Annotated in this window: 17 protein-coding genes and 1 pseudogene; 12 read left to right on the top strand and 6 right to left on the bottom strand. The window is 55.9% G+C overall.

The annotated features are described in order from the left end of the window. Nucleotides 1–173: 173 nt before the first annotated feature. From AAHB66_RS00600 to coaD, 7 genes and pseudogenes are all read left to right on the top strand, one after another. Nucleotides 174–1545: pseudogene (locus tag AAHB66_RS00600) on the top strand (O-antigen ligase family protein). Nucleotides 1546–1669: 124 nt separating this feature from the next. Beyond that, the gene (locus AAHB66_RS00595) at nucleotides 1670–2653 is read left to right on the top strand and encodes a glycosyltransferase (RefSeq protein ID WP_347114855.1); all 984 of its coding nucleotides are present in this window, start codon (nucleotides 1670–1672) and stop codon (nucleotides 2651–2653) included. Nucleotides 2654–2661: 8 nt separating this feature from the next. Continuing rightward, nucleotides 2662–3633: a glycosyltransferase family 1 protein gene (locus AAHB66_RS00590; RefSeq protein WP_347114854.1), complete on the top strand. Its 972-nt coding sequence runs from the start codon at nucleotides 2662–2664 to the stop codon at nucleotides 3631–3633. 18 nt (nucleotides 3634–3651) lie between these two features. After that, nucleotides 3652–5286 carry a sulfatase-like hydrolase/transferase gene (locus AAHB66_RS00585; protein ID WP_347114853.1) on the top strand — a complete coding sequence of 545 codons (1635 nt, stop codon included), beginning with the start codon at nucleotides 3652–3654 and terminating at the stop codon, nucleotides 5284–5286. Between the two features lie 154 nt (nucleotides 5287–5440). After that, nucleotides 5441–6715, top strand: a complete 1275-nt coding sequence (waaA, locus tag AAHB66_RS00580; RefSeq protein WP_347114852.1) for a lipid IV(A) 3-deoxy-D-manno-octulosonic acid transferase — start codon at nucleotides 5441–5443, stop codon at nucleotides 6713–6715. Next, on the top strand, nucleotides 6715–7485 hold the full coding sequence (locus AAHB66_RS00575) for a glycosyltransferase family 2 protein (RefSeq protein ID WP_347114851.1): 771 nt from the start codon (nucleotides 6715–6717) through the stop codon (nucleotides 7483–7485). The genes waaA and AAHB66_RS00575 overlap by 1 nt, the downstream gene beginning before the upstream one ends. 3 nt (nucleotides 7486–7488) lie before the next feature. Then, complete coding sequence (gene coaD, locus AAHB66_RS00570) at nucleotides 7489–7968, top strand: pantetheine-phosphate adenylyltransferase (protein WP_077226466.1); 480 nt, start codon at nucleotides 7489–7491, stop codon at nucleotides 7966–7968. A gap of 46 nt (nucleotides 7969–8014) precedes the next feature. On the opposite strand, the gene mutM is transcribed toward coaD, so the two are convergent. From mutM to radC, 4 genes are all read right to left on the bottom strand, one after another. Continuing rightward, entirely contained in the window at nucleotides 8015–8824 is an 810-nt protein-coding gene (mutM, locus tag AAHB66_RS00565) for a bifunctional DNA-formamidopyrimidine glycosylase/DNA-(apurinic or apyrimidinic site) lyase (protein WP_347114850.1), read from the bottom strand. Between the two features lie 73 nt (nucleotides 8825–8897). Further along, nucleotides 8898–9065, bottom strand: coding sequence for a 50S ribosomal protein L33 (gene rpmG / locus AAHB66_RS00560; RefSeq protein WP_003024094.1), 168 nt, complete (start codon nucleotides 9063–9065; stop codon nucleotides 8898–8900). Nucleotides 9066–9087: 22 nt separating this feature from the next. After that, nucleotides 9088–9324, bottom strand: coding sequence for a 50S ribosomal protein L28 (gene rpmB / locus AAHB66_RS00555; protein WP_002436699.1), 237 nt, complete (start codon nucleotides 9322–9324; stop codon nucleotides 9088–9090). Between the two features lie 216 nt (nucleotides 9325–9540). After that, nucleotides 9541–10206 (bottom strand): DNA repair protein RadC, encoded by a 666-nt coding sequence (gene radC / locus AAHB66_RS00550; RefSeq protein ID WP_347114849.1) that lies wholly within the window; start codon nucleotides 10204–10206, stop codon nucleotides 9541–9543. 174 nt (nucleotides 10207–10380) lie between these two features. On the opposite strand from radC, the gene coaBC reads away from it, so the two are divergent. The 3 genes from coaBC (at nucleotide 10381) to slmA (ending at nucleotide 12742) form a co-directional block, all read left to right on the top strand. Next, on the top strand, nucleotides 10381–11592 hold the full coding sequence (gene coaBC / locus AAHB66_RS00545) for a bifunctional phosphopantothenoylcysteine decarboxylase/phosphopantothenate--cysteine ligase CoaBC (RefSeq protein WP_347116556.1): 1212 nt from the start codon (nucleotides 10381–10383) through the stop codon (nucleotides 11590–11592). Beyond that, a complete protein-coding gene (dut, locus tag AAHB66_RS00540) occupies nucleotides 11570–12028 on the top strand; it encodes a dUTP diphosphatase (RefSeq protein WP_337018151.1) in 459 nt (152 codons plus the stop codon). The genes coaBC and dut overlap by 23 nt, the downstream gene beginning before the upstream one ends. A 117-nt stretch (nucleotides 12029–12145) precedes the next feature. Further along, a complete protein-coding gene (gene slmA, locus AAHB66_RS00535; RefSeq protein ID WP_106995437.1) occupies nucleotides 12146–12742 on the top strand; it encodes a nucleoid occlusion factor SlmA in 597 nt (198 codons plus the stop codon). A 73-nt stretch (nucleotides 12743–12815) separates the two neighbouring features. On the opposite strand, the gene pyrE is transcribed toward slmA, so the two are convergent. Both pyrE and rph read right to left on the bottom strand, forming a co-directional pair. Continuing rightward, the gene (pyrE, locus tag AAHB66_RS00530; RefSeq protein WP_347114848.1) at nucleotides 12816–13457 is read right to left on the bottom strand and encodes an orotate phosphoribosyltransferase; all 642 of its coding nucleotides are present in this window, start codon (nucleotides 13455–13457) and stop codon (nucleotides 12816–12818) included. A gap of 71 nt (nucleotides 13458–13528) precedes the next feature. Beyond that, a complete protein-coding gene (gene rph, locus AAHB66_RS00525) occupies nucleotides 13529–14245 on the bottom strand; it encodes a ribonuclease PH (RefSeq protein ID WP_032615700.1) in 717 nt (238 codons plus the stop codon). 125 nt (nucleotides 14246–14370) lie between these two features. On the opposite strand from rph, the gene AAHB66_RS00520 reads away from it, so the two are divergent. Further along, a complete protein-coding gene (locus tag AAHB66_RS00520) occupies nucleotides 14371–15234 on the top strand; it encodes a YicC/YloC family endoribonuclease (RefSeq protein WP_347114847.1) in 864 nt (287 codons plus the stop codon). Between the two features lie 173 nt (nucleotides 15235–15407). Next, complete coding sequence (locus tag AAHB66_RS00515) at nucleotides 15408–17345, top strand: acyltransferase family protein (protein ID WP_347114846.1); 1938 nt, start codon at nucleotides 15408–15410, stop codon at nucleotides 17343–17345. Nucleotides 17346–17353: the final 8 nt, after the last annotated feature.

The following is a 17353-nucleotide window of genomic DNA, read 5'->3' as shown; positions in this document are numbered from 1 at the left end:
CGGAAAGCGCCTAACGGATTATTCTTGCTTACAAACATTGTCCTTCTGTAGGTCTGCCATTTGTGATAGTTTTCTCTGGCTTTTTATTTCCCACGGAAAAACCGTGGAGATCGCTCACAGCATTGTTAACCAGCCGGTCAAGAACCGAAAAATCCTTAACCAGCCCAAAATATATGACAAATACTCGTAACATTCTGACAGGCCTGTTAGTCCTTGCTGTACTGGCTTTATGTTTTGTCTGGCCTATTCCCAACGATCAGCTGCCGTTTCACCGCAATGGGTTGATTTATCCCATCGTCGCCGTGGCACTCGGCCTGTTTTTTAGCGGAATAACAACCAGACAACGGCTGGATTTAAGCAAAATTAAGTTCGTTCTTATTGTGGTATGGGCGTTAACTTTCTTTATTCTGATTAATGGCTTTTTTGTCGCCCCGGACATAAAAGAAATGGTTTCTGCCTGGAGTGGCCAGTGGTTACGCCCGGTATTATTGTTCTGCGCTGGCCTGGTATTATTGCCGGCGATCCAGAGAACATTCCCCGCCATGTCCGCCGCCCGCTTCTTTACGCTGGTGATCCTCTTCTTCTGGGGCGTGGTCTGCGTTCATTTACTGGATACTGTCTGGTTATACTGGCGCGATGGGGTTATTCACTGGGGTGAAACGCGGATTGTCTATAACCGCACCCGCATGAGCTTCCAGGTCAATATGATCACCGGCTTTATCCTGGCCGAGTTGCTGGCGCGCGGTCTGTTACATCAACGTTTCCTGCGCCTGAACACCCCCGTGCTGGCGTTAATGCTCTTAAGTAACCTGCTGTGTACCGCGCTGGTAGACACCCGTTGGGGCACTATCGGTCTGGTCGGCAGCCTGTTTTCTACTTTCATCCTTTTGAGCCTGCACAGCATGCGCCGCAGCAGGGTCATTGTCACCGGTGGTATTCTGGTTGGTCTTATTGTTGCTTCTGCGCTGCTCGGTTACGCCTCATGGAAAACCGACCCACGCTGGCAAAACCTTGAAAGTGATGCCATTGCGGGCTGGAATGCCCCCTTCACCAGCTTTTGCTACAACAAAACAGACGGAACGGTACCGGTTAATAGCCAGGGTGTGCCCATGAACCACTCTAACGGCTGTCGGGCCAGCTTCTTCCATCAGGGCTGGGGCCTGATTGCCGAACACCCGGCAGGCGTAGGCGCCAAAAAAAGAGGCGTTCCGCTATGTGCTGCGCCGGGATACCCAGGATAACCGTATTAACATCCCTCATAGCCACTACGGTCTGATTGAATTTGGTATTCAGAACGGTGTTGTTGGCATCGCGGGCTGGCTGATTCTGCTGGTGGGCTGCTGGTATGTCGGCTGGCGTGAGTTCCGTCGCGGCAACATGATGGTAGGGATGTTCCTGCTGCTCTTTACCGTCGGCTTCTTCTGCCGAACCATGGTCGATCACAACCTCAAAGATCACTATCTTGAGCAGTATATGTTACTGACCGGCCTGCTGGTTGGCATGTGCGCCCTGCGCCCTGCCCAGAGCGGAAAACAAACGTCCTGATCGCTCTGACGCGCCAGTGGAATAATCACCCTGGCGCGGAACGCTTTAGCCTGCCGGCTGTCGAATTGCCAGCAAATGGCCTCGTCATACTCTTTTTATTGCTGCGTATTTTTACGGAGAAAGCATGTCTGAAACGCCTCAATTAAGCCTCATCGTCGCCGTTTTTAATGGCGAAAAATTTCTGAGCGCTTTTTTTGACAGCATTAAACAGCAGAATTTATCGAGCCTGGAACTCATTATTGTTAATGACGGCTCAACGGATCGCTCAGCTGAAATGATCGCCCGCTATGCCAGTGAATTTAGCCATTTCCGGATAATCGACCAGCCAAATGGCGGCGTATCGGCCGCGCGTAATACCGGTCTTGCCCTGGCGACCGGCGAATATGTCGCCTTCCCCGATATTGATGACGTTATTTACCCTGGCATGTACCCGCGCCTGTTGGATATCGCCTTTGCGGGCCAGCTGGATGTAGCGACCTGTAACGGCACCTATATTTATGACGATGGCCGTCCATCGAAAAAGATTTTTCCGTCCGACAAGCTGTCTTCTACAGGGGTGCTGGAAGGCCCGGAGTGGCTGCAGATGGCGCTGGCCTCGCGCAAGTTCCTGCACGTCACCTGGCTGAATATCTATCGCCACGCCTTTATCAAAGCGCAGGGCTTTACCTTCGAACACGGCCTGCGTCATCAGGATATTCCCTGGACTACGGAAGTGCTGCTGACGGCCAAACGCGTACAGTATATTGACGAAGTCTATTACGACTATCTGATCCACTCTGCATCGGTATCGCACACGCCAGGCACCGACGACACGCGGATGCGCTCTTCGCGCCACTATATGAAAATCCTCGAAATGCTGGATGCCATCAACAAACGCTACCCGGAACAGGTGAAGCGTGTTCCGGCCTGCCGGTGGCAAATTGCCAAAGAGGGATTGGGTATTCTGCACAGCATTAACAATATTGAAGACAGCGCGAAAAAACGCGAAATCACCCAGGAACTGTTCGATCGCGGCATCTGGTCGATGATCTGGCAAAACGCGCGCGGTTTGCGTCAGCGCTGGCGTCTGGGACGTCGTTACTTCCGCCTTAAAAAAATCATCGGCTAACGAACATTATGAGCAAACTTAAATTACACGCGGTCTCCCGCGCTGATTTCATCGCCAAAAACTATGCAGATTTCCAGACGCTGCTGGATAACCGCGTTAATCCGGATACCATCCCGGAGCGTTTCTACTGCGGCGGACGCGGCGGCTGGACGTTCCAGACCACCCTGGCGCTGAAACACTATTATGGTGACGACATCGAGTGCTCGTTTGGTTCGGAGTGCCGCCCGGATGCCATCAACCTGATGCATAACGATGATTTTGGCTCGCGCGTCAAACCCTGGCGTGGCGTGACCGTCGTTGCCCGTGCCGACCGTCCACCGGTGATTGGCGCAGACGTGGTAGTGGATCAGAACCCGGAAGCCGATAACCGCAGCAACGGCGTTTTTGTCCCCTACTGGCCGCAGCCGGGGGTGAAACCGCGTGAGCGTACCGATGAAACCGTCAAAACCGTGGCCTTTTTTGGCCGTGTCGACAGCTTCCCGGAGGCGTTTCGTAGCGAGGCCTTTAAGCAGCGCCTTGCCGAGCAGGGCATTGACCTGCGTATCTCCTTCGATAACTGGACCAACTACCAGGACGTGGACGTCTGCATCAGCTTCCGCAAATCGCACGACCACAAACTGGCCCGCAAACCTGCCAGCAAGCTGATTAACAACTGGCTGGGCAAAACGGTGATGATCTGCGACGACGAACCGTCATACCGCGCGATCCGCGAAAGCGACCTCGACTATCTGATCGCCAAAACGCCGGACGAAGCCTTCGATGCCATCATGCGGTTGAAAAACAATCCGGACCTGTATCGCCAGATGCGCGAGCAGGGCGACAAACGTCTGCAGGTTTACTCCCGCGAAGCGGTCGCCGCACGCTGGTTCAGCCTGTTTGAGGATATCTGGCGTAAAGGACTGCATAAACGCCCTACCCTGGTTCGTGCACTGCGCTTTGGTTTCGGTAAAGCCATTCGCCCGCTGACTAAAAAGTTTTAAGTAACCTTGAGTCCGTTCATGTTTAAAACATCCTCACGTTCGTCGCTCACGCCGCGCCGTAATATTCTGCGTACCGTGATACTCACGCTGGTCTTCCTGGTGCTGTTTTCCCTGTGTGAAATCATCATCCTGCTGAAAGACCATGTTTATCAGCCGAAATCCAGCGACATGTCGCTGTATCTGATCATTTCCGTACTGGCGGCCGTCAGCGCCCGCTATTTCCTGACCCGTCTGCTGCTGGCGATCACCTTCATCGTGCAGATATCAGAAGCGGTGTATTACCAGTTCTACGGCCAGTTTTATGGCCCGAGTGAAGTCTGGCTGGCCTTTGTCGAAACCAAAGATATCGCCAGCGGCATCACGGACAGTCTGGGATCGCTTGGGATCTACTTTGCCATCATGGCCGTCGCGGTGATCTTTGCGCTGGTCTTTACCCGCCGTCTGGCGCCGCAGTGGCATAAGTGGGTGGCGATGCCGTGCCTGCTGGCTATCGTGGTGATGTTTGCCGGTCAATTCTATAAAGCCATCGACGGGCAGATGTATAAATTCAACCCGGATCTGCGCCACTCCTTACTGCGCAATGGTCTGTCAGCCATGAGTTACAGCGCTATTCGCCTGATCCCGGAAGCCCTTTCCGGCGAAAACCAGAGCGTCACGCACTATGAGCCCTATAAGGTCACGCCGGTGGAGGGCAGCCAAGCCGGGAAATACTCCATCATCCTGGCGATTGGCGAAAGCCTCAACCCGCATCATGTCAGCGCCCTGGGCTACGAACGCGACACCACGCCGGAACTGAAGGCGCTGCTGCAGCAGTATCAGGGTACGGGCCGTCTGATCGTCTCGAACGCGGTCTCGACCCGCGTGGCGATCCCGATGCTGGTAAATAACCTGCGCGAGCCGGACAACTACGCCGCCTATAAGTCGAAGTCGACCAACATCTTCACCAATGCCAAAAAGCAGGGCTACCAGACGGCGTTTATCTCTGCCCAGGGCCTGGAAGGGCTGAGCAACTGGATTGGCATCCATGATATCGACCTGTGGGAAGATACGCAGATCCGCCCGGCACCAGACGTGGGTGCCGATGTGGTGCTGACCCCTTCCGTTGAACAGGCGAAGCTGGACTGGAACAAACCGTTCCTGATGGTGCTGAACAGCCGCGCGCCGCATATTCCTTATGAGCGCAACATCCCGCAGGGCTTCGCTAAATTCTCTACCCCACGCCTGAGTGACGACGTGGCGCAGAAGAAAAATGAGTACGATGATGCCGTGCGCCTGTACGACAAAGAGCTGGCCTCGGCGATCCGTACCGCGATGGCTAAATCTAAACTGCCCGTACTGGTGTTTATTACCTCGGATCACGGCGAACGCGTCGGTGATGGCGGTCTGTTCGGCCACTCGATTGTTGAGATGCCGATTGCCCAGGTGCCGTTCCTCTACTTCAGTAACGATCCGGCGTACGCAATGAGCGCTATCAGCCCGCAGGTCCCGCTCAACCATTTCCAGATGGCGACGCTGATCAACAAGATGCTGGGGTATGCGGTCAGTAACCCGAACCAGAAGGACGACAGCTTCTACATCACCGGGGGTGATATTCGCGGCCTGTCGGAGCGCGTCACCTACCACCTGAACGAACTGCCGGAAGCGGAACGTTAAGCAGAAATCATTAAACGGGCATTGAATGCCCGTTTTTTTATCTGCGAACGCACGTAACGCAGGCAAATGGCTGAGCAAAAGCGCCAAAGGGATAGCTTTAAACGGCCTAAATGCTTAGAATTTGCCCGCCGAAACTGAAAAAACGGATAATCGCTTGGAATTGTTGTATACCGCTCTGCTCTACATTATTCAGCCACTGGTGTGGCTACGACTGCTGCTACGTAGCCGTAAAGCGCCTGCTTACCGTAAACGCTGGGCTGAACGCTATGGTTACTGCCGCAACAAAGTTGCGCCGGACGGTATCCTGCTCCACTCCGTGTCCGTGGGCGAAACGCTGGCGGCCATTCCGCTGGTCCGCGCCCTGCGCCACCGTTATCCGTCGCTGCCGATCACCGTTACCACCATGACGCCAACCGGTTCCGAACGCGCCATGTCGGCCTTTGGCAAAGACGTCCATCACGTCTATCTGCCTTACGATTTACCCTGCGCCATGAACCGTTTCCTCAACACCGTGCGCCCTAAGCTGGTGATCGTGATGGAAACCGAGCTGTGGCCAAATATGATTTCCGCCCTGCACAGCCGTAAAATTCCGCTGGTGGTGGCTAACGCCCGCCTGTCGGAACGCTCTGCGAAGGGGTACGGCAAGCTGGGCAAATTTATGCGCCGCCTGCTGAGTAAAATCACCCTGATCGCCGCCCAGAATGAAGAGGACGGCGCGCGCTTCCTGTCGCTGGGCCTGAAGCGCAATCAGCTGGCGGTCACCGGTAGCCTGAAGTTTGATATTTCGGTTACTCCTGAACTGGCTGCCAGAGCCGTTACCCTGCGTCGCCAGTGGGCGCCGCGCCGTAAAGTGTGGATCGCCACCAGCACTCATGACGGTGAAGAAGAGATTATCCTCCAGGCGCATCGCCAGCTTCTGGAAAGCTTCCCGGATCTGCTGTTAATACTGGTGCCGCGTCATCCTGAGCGTTTTAAAGATGCCCGTGACATGGTGCAGAAAGGCGGGTTCAGCTTCATTATGCGCAGCAGCGGTGAAATCCCCTCCTCCAGCACCCAGGTGGTGATTGGCGATACCATGGGCGAGCTGATGTTGCTGTACGGGATTGCCGATCTGGCCTTTGTCGGCGGTAGCCTCGTGGAGCGTGGCGGACACAACCCGCTGGAGCCGGCAGCGCACGCCATTCCTGTGCTGATGGGGCCGCATACCTTCAACTTCAAAGATATCTGCGCCAAACTGCAGCAGGCAGACGGGCTGATTACGGTTACCGATGCGAATTCCATTGTGAAGGAAGTGTCGACCCTGCTGACCGACGAAGACTATCGTCTGTGGTATGGCCGCCACGCAGTCGAAGTGCTGCATCAGAATCAGGGGGCCTTGACCCGCCTGCTGCAACTTCTGCAACCTTACCTGCCCGTGCGGAGCCATTAATGTCTGCGCGTCTGTCGGTCGTGATGATCGCCAAAAACGCCGCAGATCTGCTGCCGGATTGCCTCGCCTCCGTCGCCTGGGCTGATGAGATCGTCCTGCTCGATTCCGGTAGTACCGACGCCACGGTGGAGGTCGCCCGCGCGGCCGGTGTGCAGGTCTATATCAATACCGACTGGCAGGGCTATGGCACCCAGCGCCAGCGCGCGCAGCAGTTCGCCACCGGCGAGTATGTATTGATGATCGACACCGACGAGCGCGTCACGCCGGCGCTGCAACAGGCCATCCAGCGTGTGCTGGAAGCGCCTCAGCCCGACGCCGTCTACAGCATCGCCCGGCGCAACTATTTCCTGGGCCGCTTTATGCGTCACAGCGGCTGGTATCCCGATCGCGTGATGCGCCTGTACCCACGCACGCGCTATCAGTACAACGATAACCTGGTGCACGAGTCACTGGACTGCGAAGGCGCGCAGGTGATTGCCCTCGACGGCGATCTGCTGCACCTCACCTGCCGTGATTTTGCCAGCTTCCAGCGCAAACAGCTTAACTACGCCACGGCCTGGGCTCAGGAGCGTCATCAGCGCGGTAAGACCACCTCGCTGGCGGGTATCTTCAGCCACACCGCAGGGGCGTTCCTGAAGACGCTGGTGCTGCGTGGTGGCGTGCTGGACGGTAAACAGGGCTGGTTACTGGCGGTGGTTAACGCCCAGTATACTTTCAATAAATACACCGAGCTGTGGGCGCTGAACCGCGGCTACTCAGAGAAAGCGTGAGCCATGAGCACAAAAGCGATCTATCCGGGTACCTTCGATCCCATCACCAACGGTCATATTGACATCGTCACCCGTGCGGCCAGCATGTTTGATACGGTGATTCTGGCGATTGCCGCCAGCCCCAGCAAAAAGCCGCTGTTCGACCTCGAAGAGCGGGTTGCCCTGGCGAAAGCCGCCACCGCGCACTTGCCCAATGTGGACGTCGTGGGTTTCAGTGATCTGATGGCGAACTTTGCCCGCGCCCAGCAGGCCAATATCCTGATTCGCGGCCTGCGTGCGGTGGCTGATTTTGAATATGAGATGCAGCTGGCGCATATGAACCGCCATCTGATGCCCGAGCTGGAGAGCGTCTTCCTGATGCCATCCAAAGAGTGGTCGTTTATCTCCTCTTCGCTGGTGAAAGAGGTGGCGCGCCACGCGGGTGATGTCACCCATTTCCTGCCTGCTGTCGTTCATCAGGCGTTGATGGACAAGCTGAAGTAGTTCCTGCCTTCTTGCCGGGCGGCGCTGCGCTTGCCCGGCCTACATATCACTTCTGGCACTGACGGCAGTAGAAGGTGGCGCGCTGAGCGTGCTTCGTGGCCACAATCGGCGCACCGCAGACCCGGCATGGCTCATCTTTACGACCATAGACCTGCAGCTCCTGGGCAAAGTAGCCCGGCTTACCGTCGCTCTGCAGGAAGTCCTTCAGGGTGGTTCCGCCCTGCTCAATCGAACGCAGCAGCACCGCTTTAATCACCCTCACCAGCAGCTCGCACTCTTGCGCGGAGAGCGAGGAGGCCAGCCGATCGGGATGGATCCCGGCAGCAAAGAGCGATTCACTGGCGTAGATGTTACCGACGCCGACCACCAGCTTGTTATCCATCAGCCAGGGTTTAATCGGGCTTTTCTTCTTCGCGCACTTCGCTTTCAGGTACCCGGCGTCAAAGTCATCCGACAGCGGCTCCGGCCCCAGGTGCGCCAGCACGTTATGCCCTTCCAGCTCTTTGGTCCACAGCCAGGCGCCAAAGCGGCGGGGATCGGTATAGCGCAGCACTTTGCCGTTGCTCATCACCAGGTCGACGTGGTCGTGCTTTTCGGCAGGCAGCTCTTCGCTGAGAATACGTAAGCTCCCGGACATCCCCAGGTGGATGATGATCCAGCCATCCGGCAGCTCCAGCAGCAGATACTTCGCGCGGCGCTGTACGCTGAGGACGGGTTTGTCGCTCAGGGCGTGGATCTCATCAGAAACCGGCCAGCGCAGACGACCGTTGCGGACAACAGCGTGAAGAATGGTCGCACCGACCAGGTGAGGCTCAATGCCACGGCGGCTGGTCTCTACCTCAGGTAATTCAGGCATGGTTCCTCCGTTGAGATGCAGAATGCAAAAAAACCCCGCAGTTGCGGGGTTTTTCAGCACAAGGAGTCTAAAATTATTTAATTTTAGCTTCTTTGTACAGTACGTGCTGGCGTACAACTGGATCGAACTTTTTCAGTTCCAGTTTTTCCGGCTTAGTACGTTTGTTCTTCGTGGTGGTGTAGAAGTGACCTGTACCAGCAGAAGAAACCAGCTTGATTTTCTCACGAATACCTTTAGCCATGATTTATTTCCTCTTTAAGTACTTAGTACTTTTCGCCACGGGCACGCAGTTCGGACAGAACTGTATCGATGCCTTTCTTATCAATAACACGCATACCTTTAGCAGATACACGCAGGGTGACAAAACGCTTCTCGCTCTCAACCCAGAAACGGTGAGAGTGCAGGTTCGGCAGGAAACGGCGTTTAGTCGCGTTCAGTGCGTGGGAACGGTTGTTACCGGTCACCGGACGCTTGCCAGTAACTTGGCAGACTCGGGACATGTCTATTCTCCAAAAATCAAATTAGCTCGAGCTTCGTATGGGGTATCGGCGCCTCGTCAGGCTTTACAGCCCAGTCATCGCAGTTCTAAGTGAACCATCGATTGCCAGGCCCAATTGCCAAACCCGAGATTCTCAAAGGTGGCGTAGTATACGCTGACTCGAGGATGTGCTCAAGTCCCGAACAGACAAAGATCCCGATGGATCGCGAGAAATGGCTTAAATCCATCCACGTTCTGCAAACGAAACGTACTCTCCGCGACCTATCACCAGATGATCAAGAACACGAATGTCCATGAATTGACAGCATTTCATGATGCGTGCGGTCACGTCTCTGTCGGCTTTGCTCGGTTCGGCGCGCCCTGAGGGATGATTATGCGCGAGGATCACGCCAGCGGCATTCACTTTTATCGCTTCGCGCACAATTTCTCGTGGATGCACCTCCACATGGCTCAGGGTCCCCGAAAATAAGCGGGAATGTTTCAGCACCCGGTTTTGATTATCAAGGAAAATCACCATAAAAATCTCCCGCTCCTCTTCCGCCAGCTGGCTGCGTACAAACTCCCGGGTCATCTCCGGGTTCTCCAGCGGGGTTTCCCGCCTTATGCCCGAGCAGTAGTAACGACGGGCAAGCTCCGCAATGCCTCTGAGCTGGGCGAATGTCGCAATGCCGATCCCGTCCACCCGCCTGAAGGCCGTCAGCTCGGCACTCAGCAAGCCATGCAGGGAGCCGAAATGCTGCAACAGGTCTTTAGAAAGCGTGAAAACGCTTTTACTACGCGTTCCGGTCCGCAGGAACAGCGCCAGCAGCTCATCGTCCGTCAGGGTCGTCGCGCCATCTGCGAGCATTTTTTCCCGCGGTAACTGCGGGGATGATGTATCCATACTCTCTCCTCCTCCATAGTCAGGCCATGCTGCCACAGACCCGGGCTCCTCACGATGGCGGATTTCTTGTCTTGCGTAACCCCTCGCAAAGTGGCGGATGGACAACATCCCGATGCATTTCGGATTGTGATAAAATGTCCACCTCTCAGGTGAACCCAACAGGAAAGAATCATGATGAGCCTGGCCGGTAAAAAAATCGTTCTCGGCGTCAGCGGCGGCATTGCGGCCTATAAAGCGCCGGAACTGGTGCGTCGTTTGCGCGAGCGCGGCGCGGACGTGCGGGTGGCAATAACCGAAGGGGGCAAAGCGTTTATTACGCCATTGAGCCTGCAGGCCGTTTCGGGCTACCCGGTGTCGGACAGCCTGCTCGATCCGGCGGCGGAAGCGGCAATGGGTCATATCGAGCTGGGTAAGTGGGCGGATCTCGTCATCCTCGCCCCGGCCACCGCCGATCTCATCGCCCGTGTGGCAGCCGGTATGGCCAACGACCTGGTATCCACCATCTGCCTGGCCACTCCGGCGCCGGTCGCCGTGGTCCCGGCCATGAACCAGCAGATGTACCGCAACGCGGCCACCCGGCATAACCTTGAAACGCTGGCTTCCCGCGGCCTGCTGATCTGGGGGCCGGACAGCGGCAGCCAGGCCTGTGGCGATATCGGCCCGGGCCGCATGCTGGATCCGCTGGCGATTGTGGATCTGGCCGCCAGCCATTTTTCACCTGTCAACGATCTGCAACATCTCAGCATCATGATTACCGCGGGTCCGACGCGTGAGCCGTTGGATCCGGTGCGCTATATCACCAACCAAAGCTCCGGCAAGATGGGCTTTGCGATTGCCGCCGCCGCCGCACAGCGCGGAGCCAAAGTCACGCTGGTCAGCGGCCCGGTGTCGCTGCCGACGCCGCCGCGGGTGCAGCGCATTGACGTAACGACCGCGCTGGAGATGGAAGCGGCCGTTCAGGCACAGGCCCAACAGCAGCAGATTTTTATTGGCTGCGCCGCCGTGGCAGACTACCGGGCAGCGGCCGTTGCGGATGAGAAAATTAAAAAGCAAGGCGATGAAATCACGATAAAAATGGTGAAAAACCCGGATATCGTTGCCGGTGTCGCCGCGCTAAAAGATCGTCGTCCTTACGTTGTTGGGTTTGCCGCTGAAACGAATAATGTGGAAGAATATGCCCGGCAAAAACGTACCCGCAAAAACCTCGATTTGATTTGCGCGAACGACGTATCGCTGGCCACCCAAGGATTTAACAGCGACAGCAACGCACTGCACCTATTCTGGCAGGATGGAGATAAAGTCTTACCGCTTGAGCGCAAGGAACTCCTGGGCCAACTATTACTGGACGAGATCGTTACCCGTTATGATGAAAAAAATCGACGTTAAGATTCTGGACCCGCGTGTTGGTCAGGAATTCCCGCTGCCGACCTATGCCACTTCCGGCTCTGCCGGTCTTGATCTGCGCGCCTGCCTCGACGACGCGGTAGAGCTGGCACCGGGCGCCACCACGCTGCTGCCGACCGGTCTTGCCATCCACATTGCCGATGCCTCTCTGGCGGCGGTGATCCTGCCGCGTTCTGGCCTTGGCCATAAGCATGGTATCGTGCTGGGCAACCTGGTAGGCCTGATCGATTCTGACTATCAGGGTCAGCTGATGGTCTCCGTCTGGAACCGTGGCCAGGACAGCTTCACCATTCAACCCGGCGAGCGTGTCGCCCAGATGGTGTTCGTCCCGGTGGTACAGGCTGAATTTAATCTGGTAGAAGACTTCGACGCCACCGATCGCGGCGAAGGCGGCTTCGGCCATTCCGGGCGTAAATAAACCCGGCTAAACGCATCCCACAATCTAATAACGTATTAACAAACCGCAAACGTCTGTTTGCGGTCGTTGTGTGGATGTCAGCCTGACAAGTGCTTATTTTCAGGGGTATTTTGCAACATGGCAGAAAAACAAACAGCGAAAAGGAATCGTCGCGAAGAAATACTTCAATCTCTGGCTCTGATGCTTGAATCCAGCGATGGCAGTCAACGCATCACCACCGCAAAACTGGCCGCCTCTGTGGGCGTGTCGGAAGCGGCGCTGTACCGTCATTTCCCCAGCAAAACGCGGATGTTCGACAGCCTGATCGAGTTTATCGAAGACAGCCTGATCACCCGTATCAACCTGATTCTGAAGGATGAAAAAGACACCACCGCACGGCTGCGTCTGATTGTTCAGCTGATCCTCGGTTTCGGCGAGCGCAATCCGGGTTTAACCCGTATCCTGACCGGCCACGCACTGATGTTTGAACAGGACAGACTGCAGGGGCGTATTAACCAGCTGTTTGAGCGTATTGAAGCGCAGCTGCGCCAGGTTTTACGCGAAAAGAAGATGCGTGAAGGCGAGGGTTACAGCATTGATGAGTCGCTGCTTGCCGGGCAGGTGCTGGCCTTCTGTGAAGGGATGCTCTCCCGCTTCGTGCGCAGCGAATTCAAATATCGTCCAACGGACGATTTTGACGCCCGCTGGCCGTTAGTGGCTGCTCAACTGCAGTAACGCCGGATGGCGGCTGCGCCTTATCCGGCCTACCCTGTAGGCCCGGTAAGCGCAGCGCCACCGGGCAATTCATTTACACGCCAAACTCTTCGCGATACGCACGCACCGCCGCCAGGCTCCCGGCCATCTCCGGCTTCTCTTCCAGATACGCAATCAGGTCTTTCAGGGTGATGATCGACGTCACTTTGCAGCTGTAGTCGCGCTCCACTTCCTGAATGGCAGAGATGTCGCCACGTCCGCGCTCCTGGCGGTCCAGCGAGATCAGCACGCCCGCCAGCGTCGCGTTGTTGGCCTGGATAATCTCCATCGATTCACGAATGGCAGTGCCCGCGGTGATCACATCGTCCACCAGCATGACGCGACCCTGCAGCGCGCTGCCGACCAGATTACCGCCTTCGCCGTGGGTTTTGGCCTCTTTACGGTTAAAGCAGTACGGCACGTCGCGATCGTGATGCTCCGCCAGCGCCACGGCGGTGGTGGTGGCAATCGGAATACCTTTGTACGCCGGGCCAAACAGCAGGTCGAATTCGATCCCGGAGTCCACCAGCGCTTCGGCATAGAAGCGGCCTAACAGTGCCAGATCGCGCCCGGTATTAAACAGCCCGGCGTTAAAGAAATAGGGGCTCTTGCGCCCGGATTTCAGCGTAAATTCGCCAAACTTAAGTACCTGCTTGCTAAGCGCAAACTCAATAAACTGGCGCTGATAGGGTTTCATGGGTTTACTCCTCATCTGACTTTTGCTTTTCTACGAACAAAAAAAAGGCGACTCATCAGTCGCCTTTAAAATCAATTTTCTAACGCCGCCTTCTGCGTCGTTACGATAGATTCGATTCCCTCTCGGGCTAACGCCAACAGCGCCAGAAGCTCTTCATGGGTGAACGGCTCACCCTCTGCGGTGCCCTGCACCTCAATGATACGACCGTCTTCGGTCATCACCACGTTCATGTCGGTCTCGGCCGCAGAGTCTTCAACGTACTCCAGATCGCACAGCGCTTCGCCATTAACGATCCCAACAGATACCGCTGCAACCATGCCTTTCAGCGGGTTAGCTTTCAGCTTACCGGCCGCGACCAGTTTGTTCAGGGCATCGGCCAGCGCCACGCAGGCACCGGTAATAGAGGCGGTGCGGGTGCCGCCATCCGCCTGGATCACGTCGCAGTCCAGGGTGATGGTGAATTCGCCCAGCGTTTTCAGATCCACCGCCGCGCGCAGCGCACGGGCGATCAGACGCTGGATTTCCATGGTGCGGCCGCCCTGTTTACCCTTAGCCGCTTCGCGGGCGTTACGGGTATGGGTGGAGCGTGGCAGCATGCCGTATTCGGCAGTGATCCAGCCCTGACCCTGGCCTTTCAGGAAGCGCGGCACGCCCTCTTCGATGGAGGCGGTGCACAGCACTTTGGTGTCACCAAATTCAACAAGCACAGAGCCTTCAGCGTGTTTTGTATAGTTACGGGTCAGGGTGACGGGGCGCACCTGGTTGGCGCTACGACCTGATGGACGCATGATGATATCTCCGGCTTGAAACGAATGTGGCTGCGCATTATACGGATTAAACGCGCTTATTCCTATCCTGAGAAAGCCCCGAAAGCTATAATCCCCCCATCTCTCCTTCAAAAACGGAAATGTCTATGATCCGCAGTATGACCGCCTACGCCCGCCGTGAAATCAAGGGTAGCTGGGGCAGCGCTACCTGGGAAATGCGCTCGGTAAACCAACGCTATCTTGAAACCTATTTCCGTATGCCGGAGCAGTTCCGCAGTCTTGAGCCCGTGGTTCGTGAACGTATCCGTGCTCGCCTGACGCGCGGCAAGGTTGAATGCAACCTGCGTTTTGAGCCCGATGCGAGTGCGCAAGGGGAGCTGATCCTCAACGAAAAACTGGCTAAACAGCTGGTGAACGCCGCTAACTGGGTCAAGATGCAAAGCGACGAAGGCGAAATCAATCCGGTTGATATTCTGCGCTGGCCTGGCGTGATGGCGGCTGGCGAACAGGATCTGGACGCCATTACCGCAGAGATCCTGGCGGCATTGGACGGTACGCTGGACGATTTCATCGTGGCCCGTGAAACCGAAGGCCAGGCGCTGAAAGCGCTGATCGAGCAGCGCCTGGAAGGCGTGAGCGGCGAAGTGGTAAAAGTTCGTTCCCATATGCCAGAAATCCTGCAGTGGCAGCGCGAACGTCTGGTCGCCAAACTGGAAGATGCCGAAGTTCAGCTGGAGAATAACCGTCTTGAGCAGGAACTGGTGCTGATGGCCCAGCGTATCGACGTTTCCGAAGAGCTGGACCGTCTGGAAGCGCACGTTAAAGAGACCTACAACATTCTGAAGAAGAAAGAAGCTGTGGGCCGCCGTCTCGACTTTATGATGCAGGAGTTCAACCGCGAATCGAACACCCTGGCGTCTAAATCGATCAACGCCGAAGTCACTAATTCTGCGATTGAACTGAAAGTGCTGATTGAACAAATGCGCGAGCAGATCCAGAACATCGAATAAGCCGTAACCGCGTTACTTTGTTATTAATGGTCCCGTTAAGGGACCATTTTTATTTAATAGCCATAAGAATTTACTGTCTGCTTTCGGCGCATCAGAACATAAGCAGTCTTTTCGTGATTTTGATAGAATGCAGGCCGCATTCCTTATTCTGATCGTTCTTTTCAGGAAACTTAATGGCAAACATCAACTTATCTTTAGAGGGCGTCTCAAGCCTCTCAGTTGACCGCGATTTCAGGCAGGACATCAACCTGCTGCGTGGAATAGCCATTCTTTCTGTTGTGTTCTATCACTTTACCGCCACCCTGCTGCCCGGCGGTTTCGCAGGCGTGGATGTGTTTTTTGTTATCTCCGGCTTCCTGATGACCAAAATCATCGCCACGGGCCTGGAACGCAACCGCTTCAACCTTATTCAGTTTTATGCCGCGCGCTGCAAAAGAATAATTCCCGCCCTGCTGGCGATGTGTCTGGTTATCGCCGTGGCGACCTTTTTCTGGCTACCGACAAATGAGTATAAAAAGCTCGGAAACTATATTGGCTATGCCGCCCTGTTTATTTCCAACCTGAAACTCAACAAAGAGACCGGGGACTATTTTGCCCTCGACTCGCATGAAAACTGGTTTTTACATACCTGGTCTTTGTCTGTGGAATGGCAATTCTATCTGGTATTGCCGTTTATAATGATGGGCTTATATCCCCTCAGGAAAAAGCTGAACACCGGGCTCTGCCTGCTGATCCTCACCGTCGCATCGTTTGTGGTGAGCATTACACACACTTCCATAAACGCGGCCACCAGCTTCTATCTGATGCCCTATCGCGCCTGGGAGATGCTGTGCGGTGGGCTGGTCTGGTATGCCGCGCAGCGTTTTGTCCTGCCGTTAAGGCTGCGGCCGTTTACGGCGATCGCCGGTTACGCCCTGATCCTGCTCTCCCTGTTTTTCATCACCGCAGAGCAAGCCTGGCCCGGGCCACTGACCTTACTGCCCGTCGCAGGCGCGATGCTGGTGATTTACAGCGACTACCAGCCGCTGGTTAGTCTGTTCGACCGCAACTTCCGCTGGGCAGGGCTGAGCTCGTATTCCGTCTACCTTTGGCACTGGCCTATTGTGGTGTTTCTGATCTATTCCGGTCGCCAGCATAACGGGCTGTGGGTGATGAGCGCGATTGCGCTCTCCTTCGCCGCCGGATGGCTCTCCTGGGCTTTGATCGAACAGCCCGGCAAAAACTACCTGAACCAGCGTTCGACCCGCGCATTCTGGTTAATCCTGTTTGCCTGCGTGGGTGTAGCCTGGCTGTTCAGCTATCTGGTGAAAAACAATATCGTTGTCAGCCAGCCCGATCCGTTGGTAAACAAAATCGCGCTGGAAGCCACCAACAAAAACTATGCCGCCAACCCAAAAACGCACCTGAGCACATACGGTACGGGTAAGCCTGTCGCCATTATTATTGGCGACAGCCATGCGGAAGCCACCGCAACCGCCCTGGCAGAAGCCGCACAGGGAAAAGGCTCGGTTATCGGCATTACTTACTCTGGCTGCCCGACGCTGGCGACGGGTGAACTGGGCGAGAACAAAGGATGCGGCGAATTCAACCGCTCCCTCCCTTCGCGACTGCAGGATTACCCGTCAGATGTACCGGTAGTGATCGTGAACCGCCTGACGCATTACGCCGAACAGCAACTGGTAACCTTCGACGCCAGGGCGCAAAACAAGCAGGCGTACCTGCAGCAGTATGCCGATGCAATTGTCGGGATGGCGTGCACCCTGAACCGCACGCATCCGGTCTGGCTGGTTAACCCGATCCCCGAGATGGCGCATAATGTTCCCCGCACGTTATCTCATCGCCTGATGACCGGCAAAGCCACTCGCGATATATCGGTTCCGCTGGTGGACTACGAGCAAAAGAACGCGGCCATTTTGCAGGCCCAGGCGCGGGCGGCAAAACAGTGCGGCGTTCAGGTGATGGACCCCACCGCCTGGCTCTGTACCGCGGGTCGTTGCATGGGCAGCAAAAATCTACAGCCCTGGTACTTCGACGATAACCACCTCAGCGAAACCGGTAATAAAATACTGGTGCCGATGTTCCGCCAGGTTTTTAACCGCACGCAGCAGTAGTGACCTAA

It is taken from the genome of Leclercia sp. S52 (assembly GCF_039727615.1).
Taxonomy (GTDB): Bacteria; Pseudomonadota; Gammaproteobacteria; order Enterobacterales; family Enterobacteriaceae; genus Enterobacter; species Enterobacter adecarboxylatus_B.
The sequence above is the reverse complement of the archived record's forward strand: the minus strand, read 5'-3'. Positions and strand labels throughout refer to the sequence as shown.

Bases quoted from the DNA above. Each gene is read 5' to 3' on its own strand.
- AAHB66_RS00595 (WP_347114855.1), top strand. From the start codon at position 1,670: ATGTCTGAAACGCCTCAATTAAGCCTCATCGTCGCCGTTTTTAATGGC.
- AAHB66_RS00590 (WP_347114854.1), top strand. From the start codon at position 2,662: ATGAGCAAACTTAAATTACACGCGGTCTCCCGCGCTGATTTCATCGCC.
- AAHB66_RS00585 (WP_347114853.1), top strand. From the start codon at position 3,652: ATGTTTAAAACATCCTCACGTTCGTCGCTCACGCCGCGCCGTAATATT.
- AAHB66_RS00575 (WP_347114851.1), top strand. From the start codon at position 6,715: ATGTCTGCGCGTCTGTCGGTCGTGATGATCGCCAAAAACGCCGCAGAT.
- coaD (WP_077226466.1), top strand. From the start codon at position 7,489: ATGAGCACAAAAGCGATCTATCCGGGTACCTTCGATCCCATCACCAAC.
- mutM (WP_347114850.1), bottom strand. From the start codon at position 8,824: ATGCCTGAATTACCTGAGGTAGAGACCAGCCGCCGTGGCATTGAGCCT.
- rpmG (WP_003024094.1), bottom strand. From the start codon at position 9,065: ATGGCTAAAGGTATTCGTGAGAAAATCAAGCTGGTTTCTTCTGCTGGT.
- rpmB (WP_002436699.1), bottom strand. From the start codon at position 9,324: ATGTCCCGAGTCTGCCAAGTTACTGGCAAGCGTCCGGTGACCGGTAAC.
- radC (WP_347114849.1), bottom strand. From the start codon at position 10,206: ATGGATACATCATCCCCGCAGTTACCGCGGGAAAAAATGCTCGCAGAT.
- coaBC (WP_347116556.1), top strand. From the start codon at position 10,381: ATGAGCCTGGCCGGTAAAAAAATCGTTCTCGGCGTCAGCGGCGGCATT.
- dut (WP_337018151.1), top strand. From the start codon at position 11,570: ATGATGAAAAAAATCGACGTTAAGATTCTGGACCCGCGTGTTGGTCAG.
- slmA (WP_106995437.1), top strand. From the start codon at position 12,146: ATGGCAGAAAAACAAACAGCGAAAAGGAATCGTCGCGAAGAAATACTT.
- pyrE (WP_347114848.1), bottom strand. From the start codon at position 13,457: ATGAAACCCTATCAGCGCCAGTTTATTGAGTTTGCGCTTAGCAAGCAG.
- rph (WP_032615700.1), bottom strand. From the start codon at position 14,245: ATGCGTCCATCAGGTCGTAGCGCCAACCAGGTGCGCCCCGTCACCCTG.
- AAHB66_RS00520 (WP_347114847.1), top strand. From the start codon at position 14,371: ATGATCCGCAGTATGACCGCCTACGCCCGCCGTGAAATCAAGGGTAGC.
- AAHB66_RS00515 (WP_347114846.1), top strand. From the start codon at position 15,408: ATGGCAAACATCAACTTATCTTTAGAGGGCGTCTCAAGCCTCTCAGTT.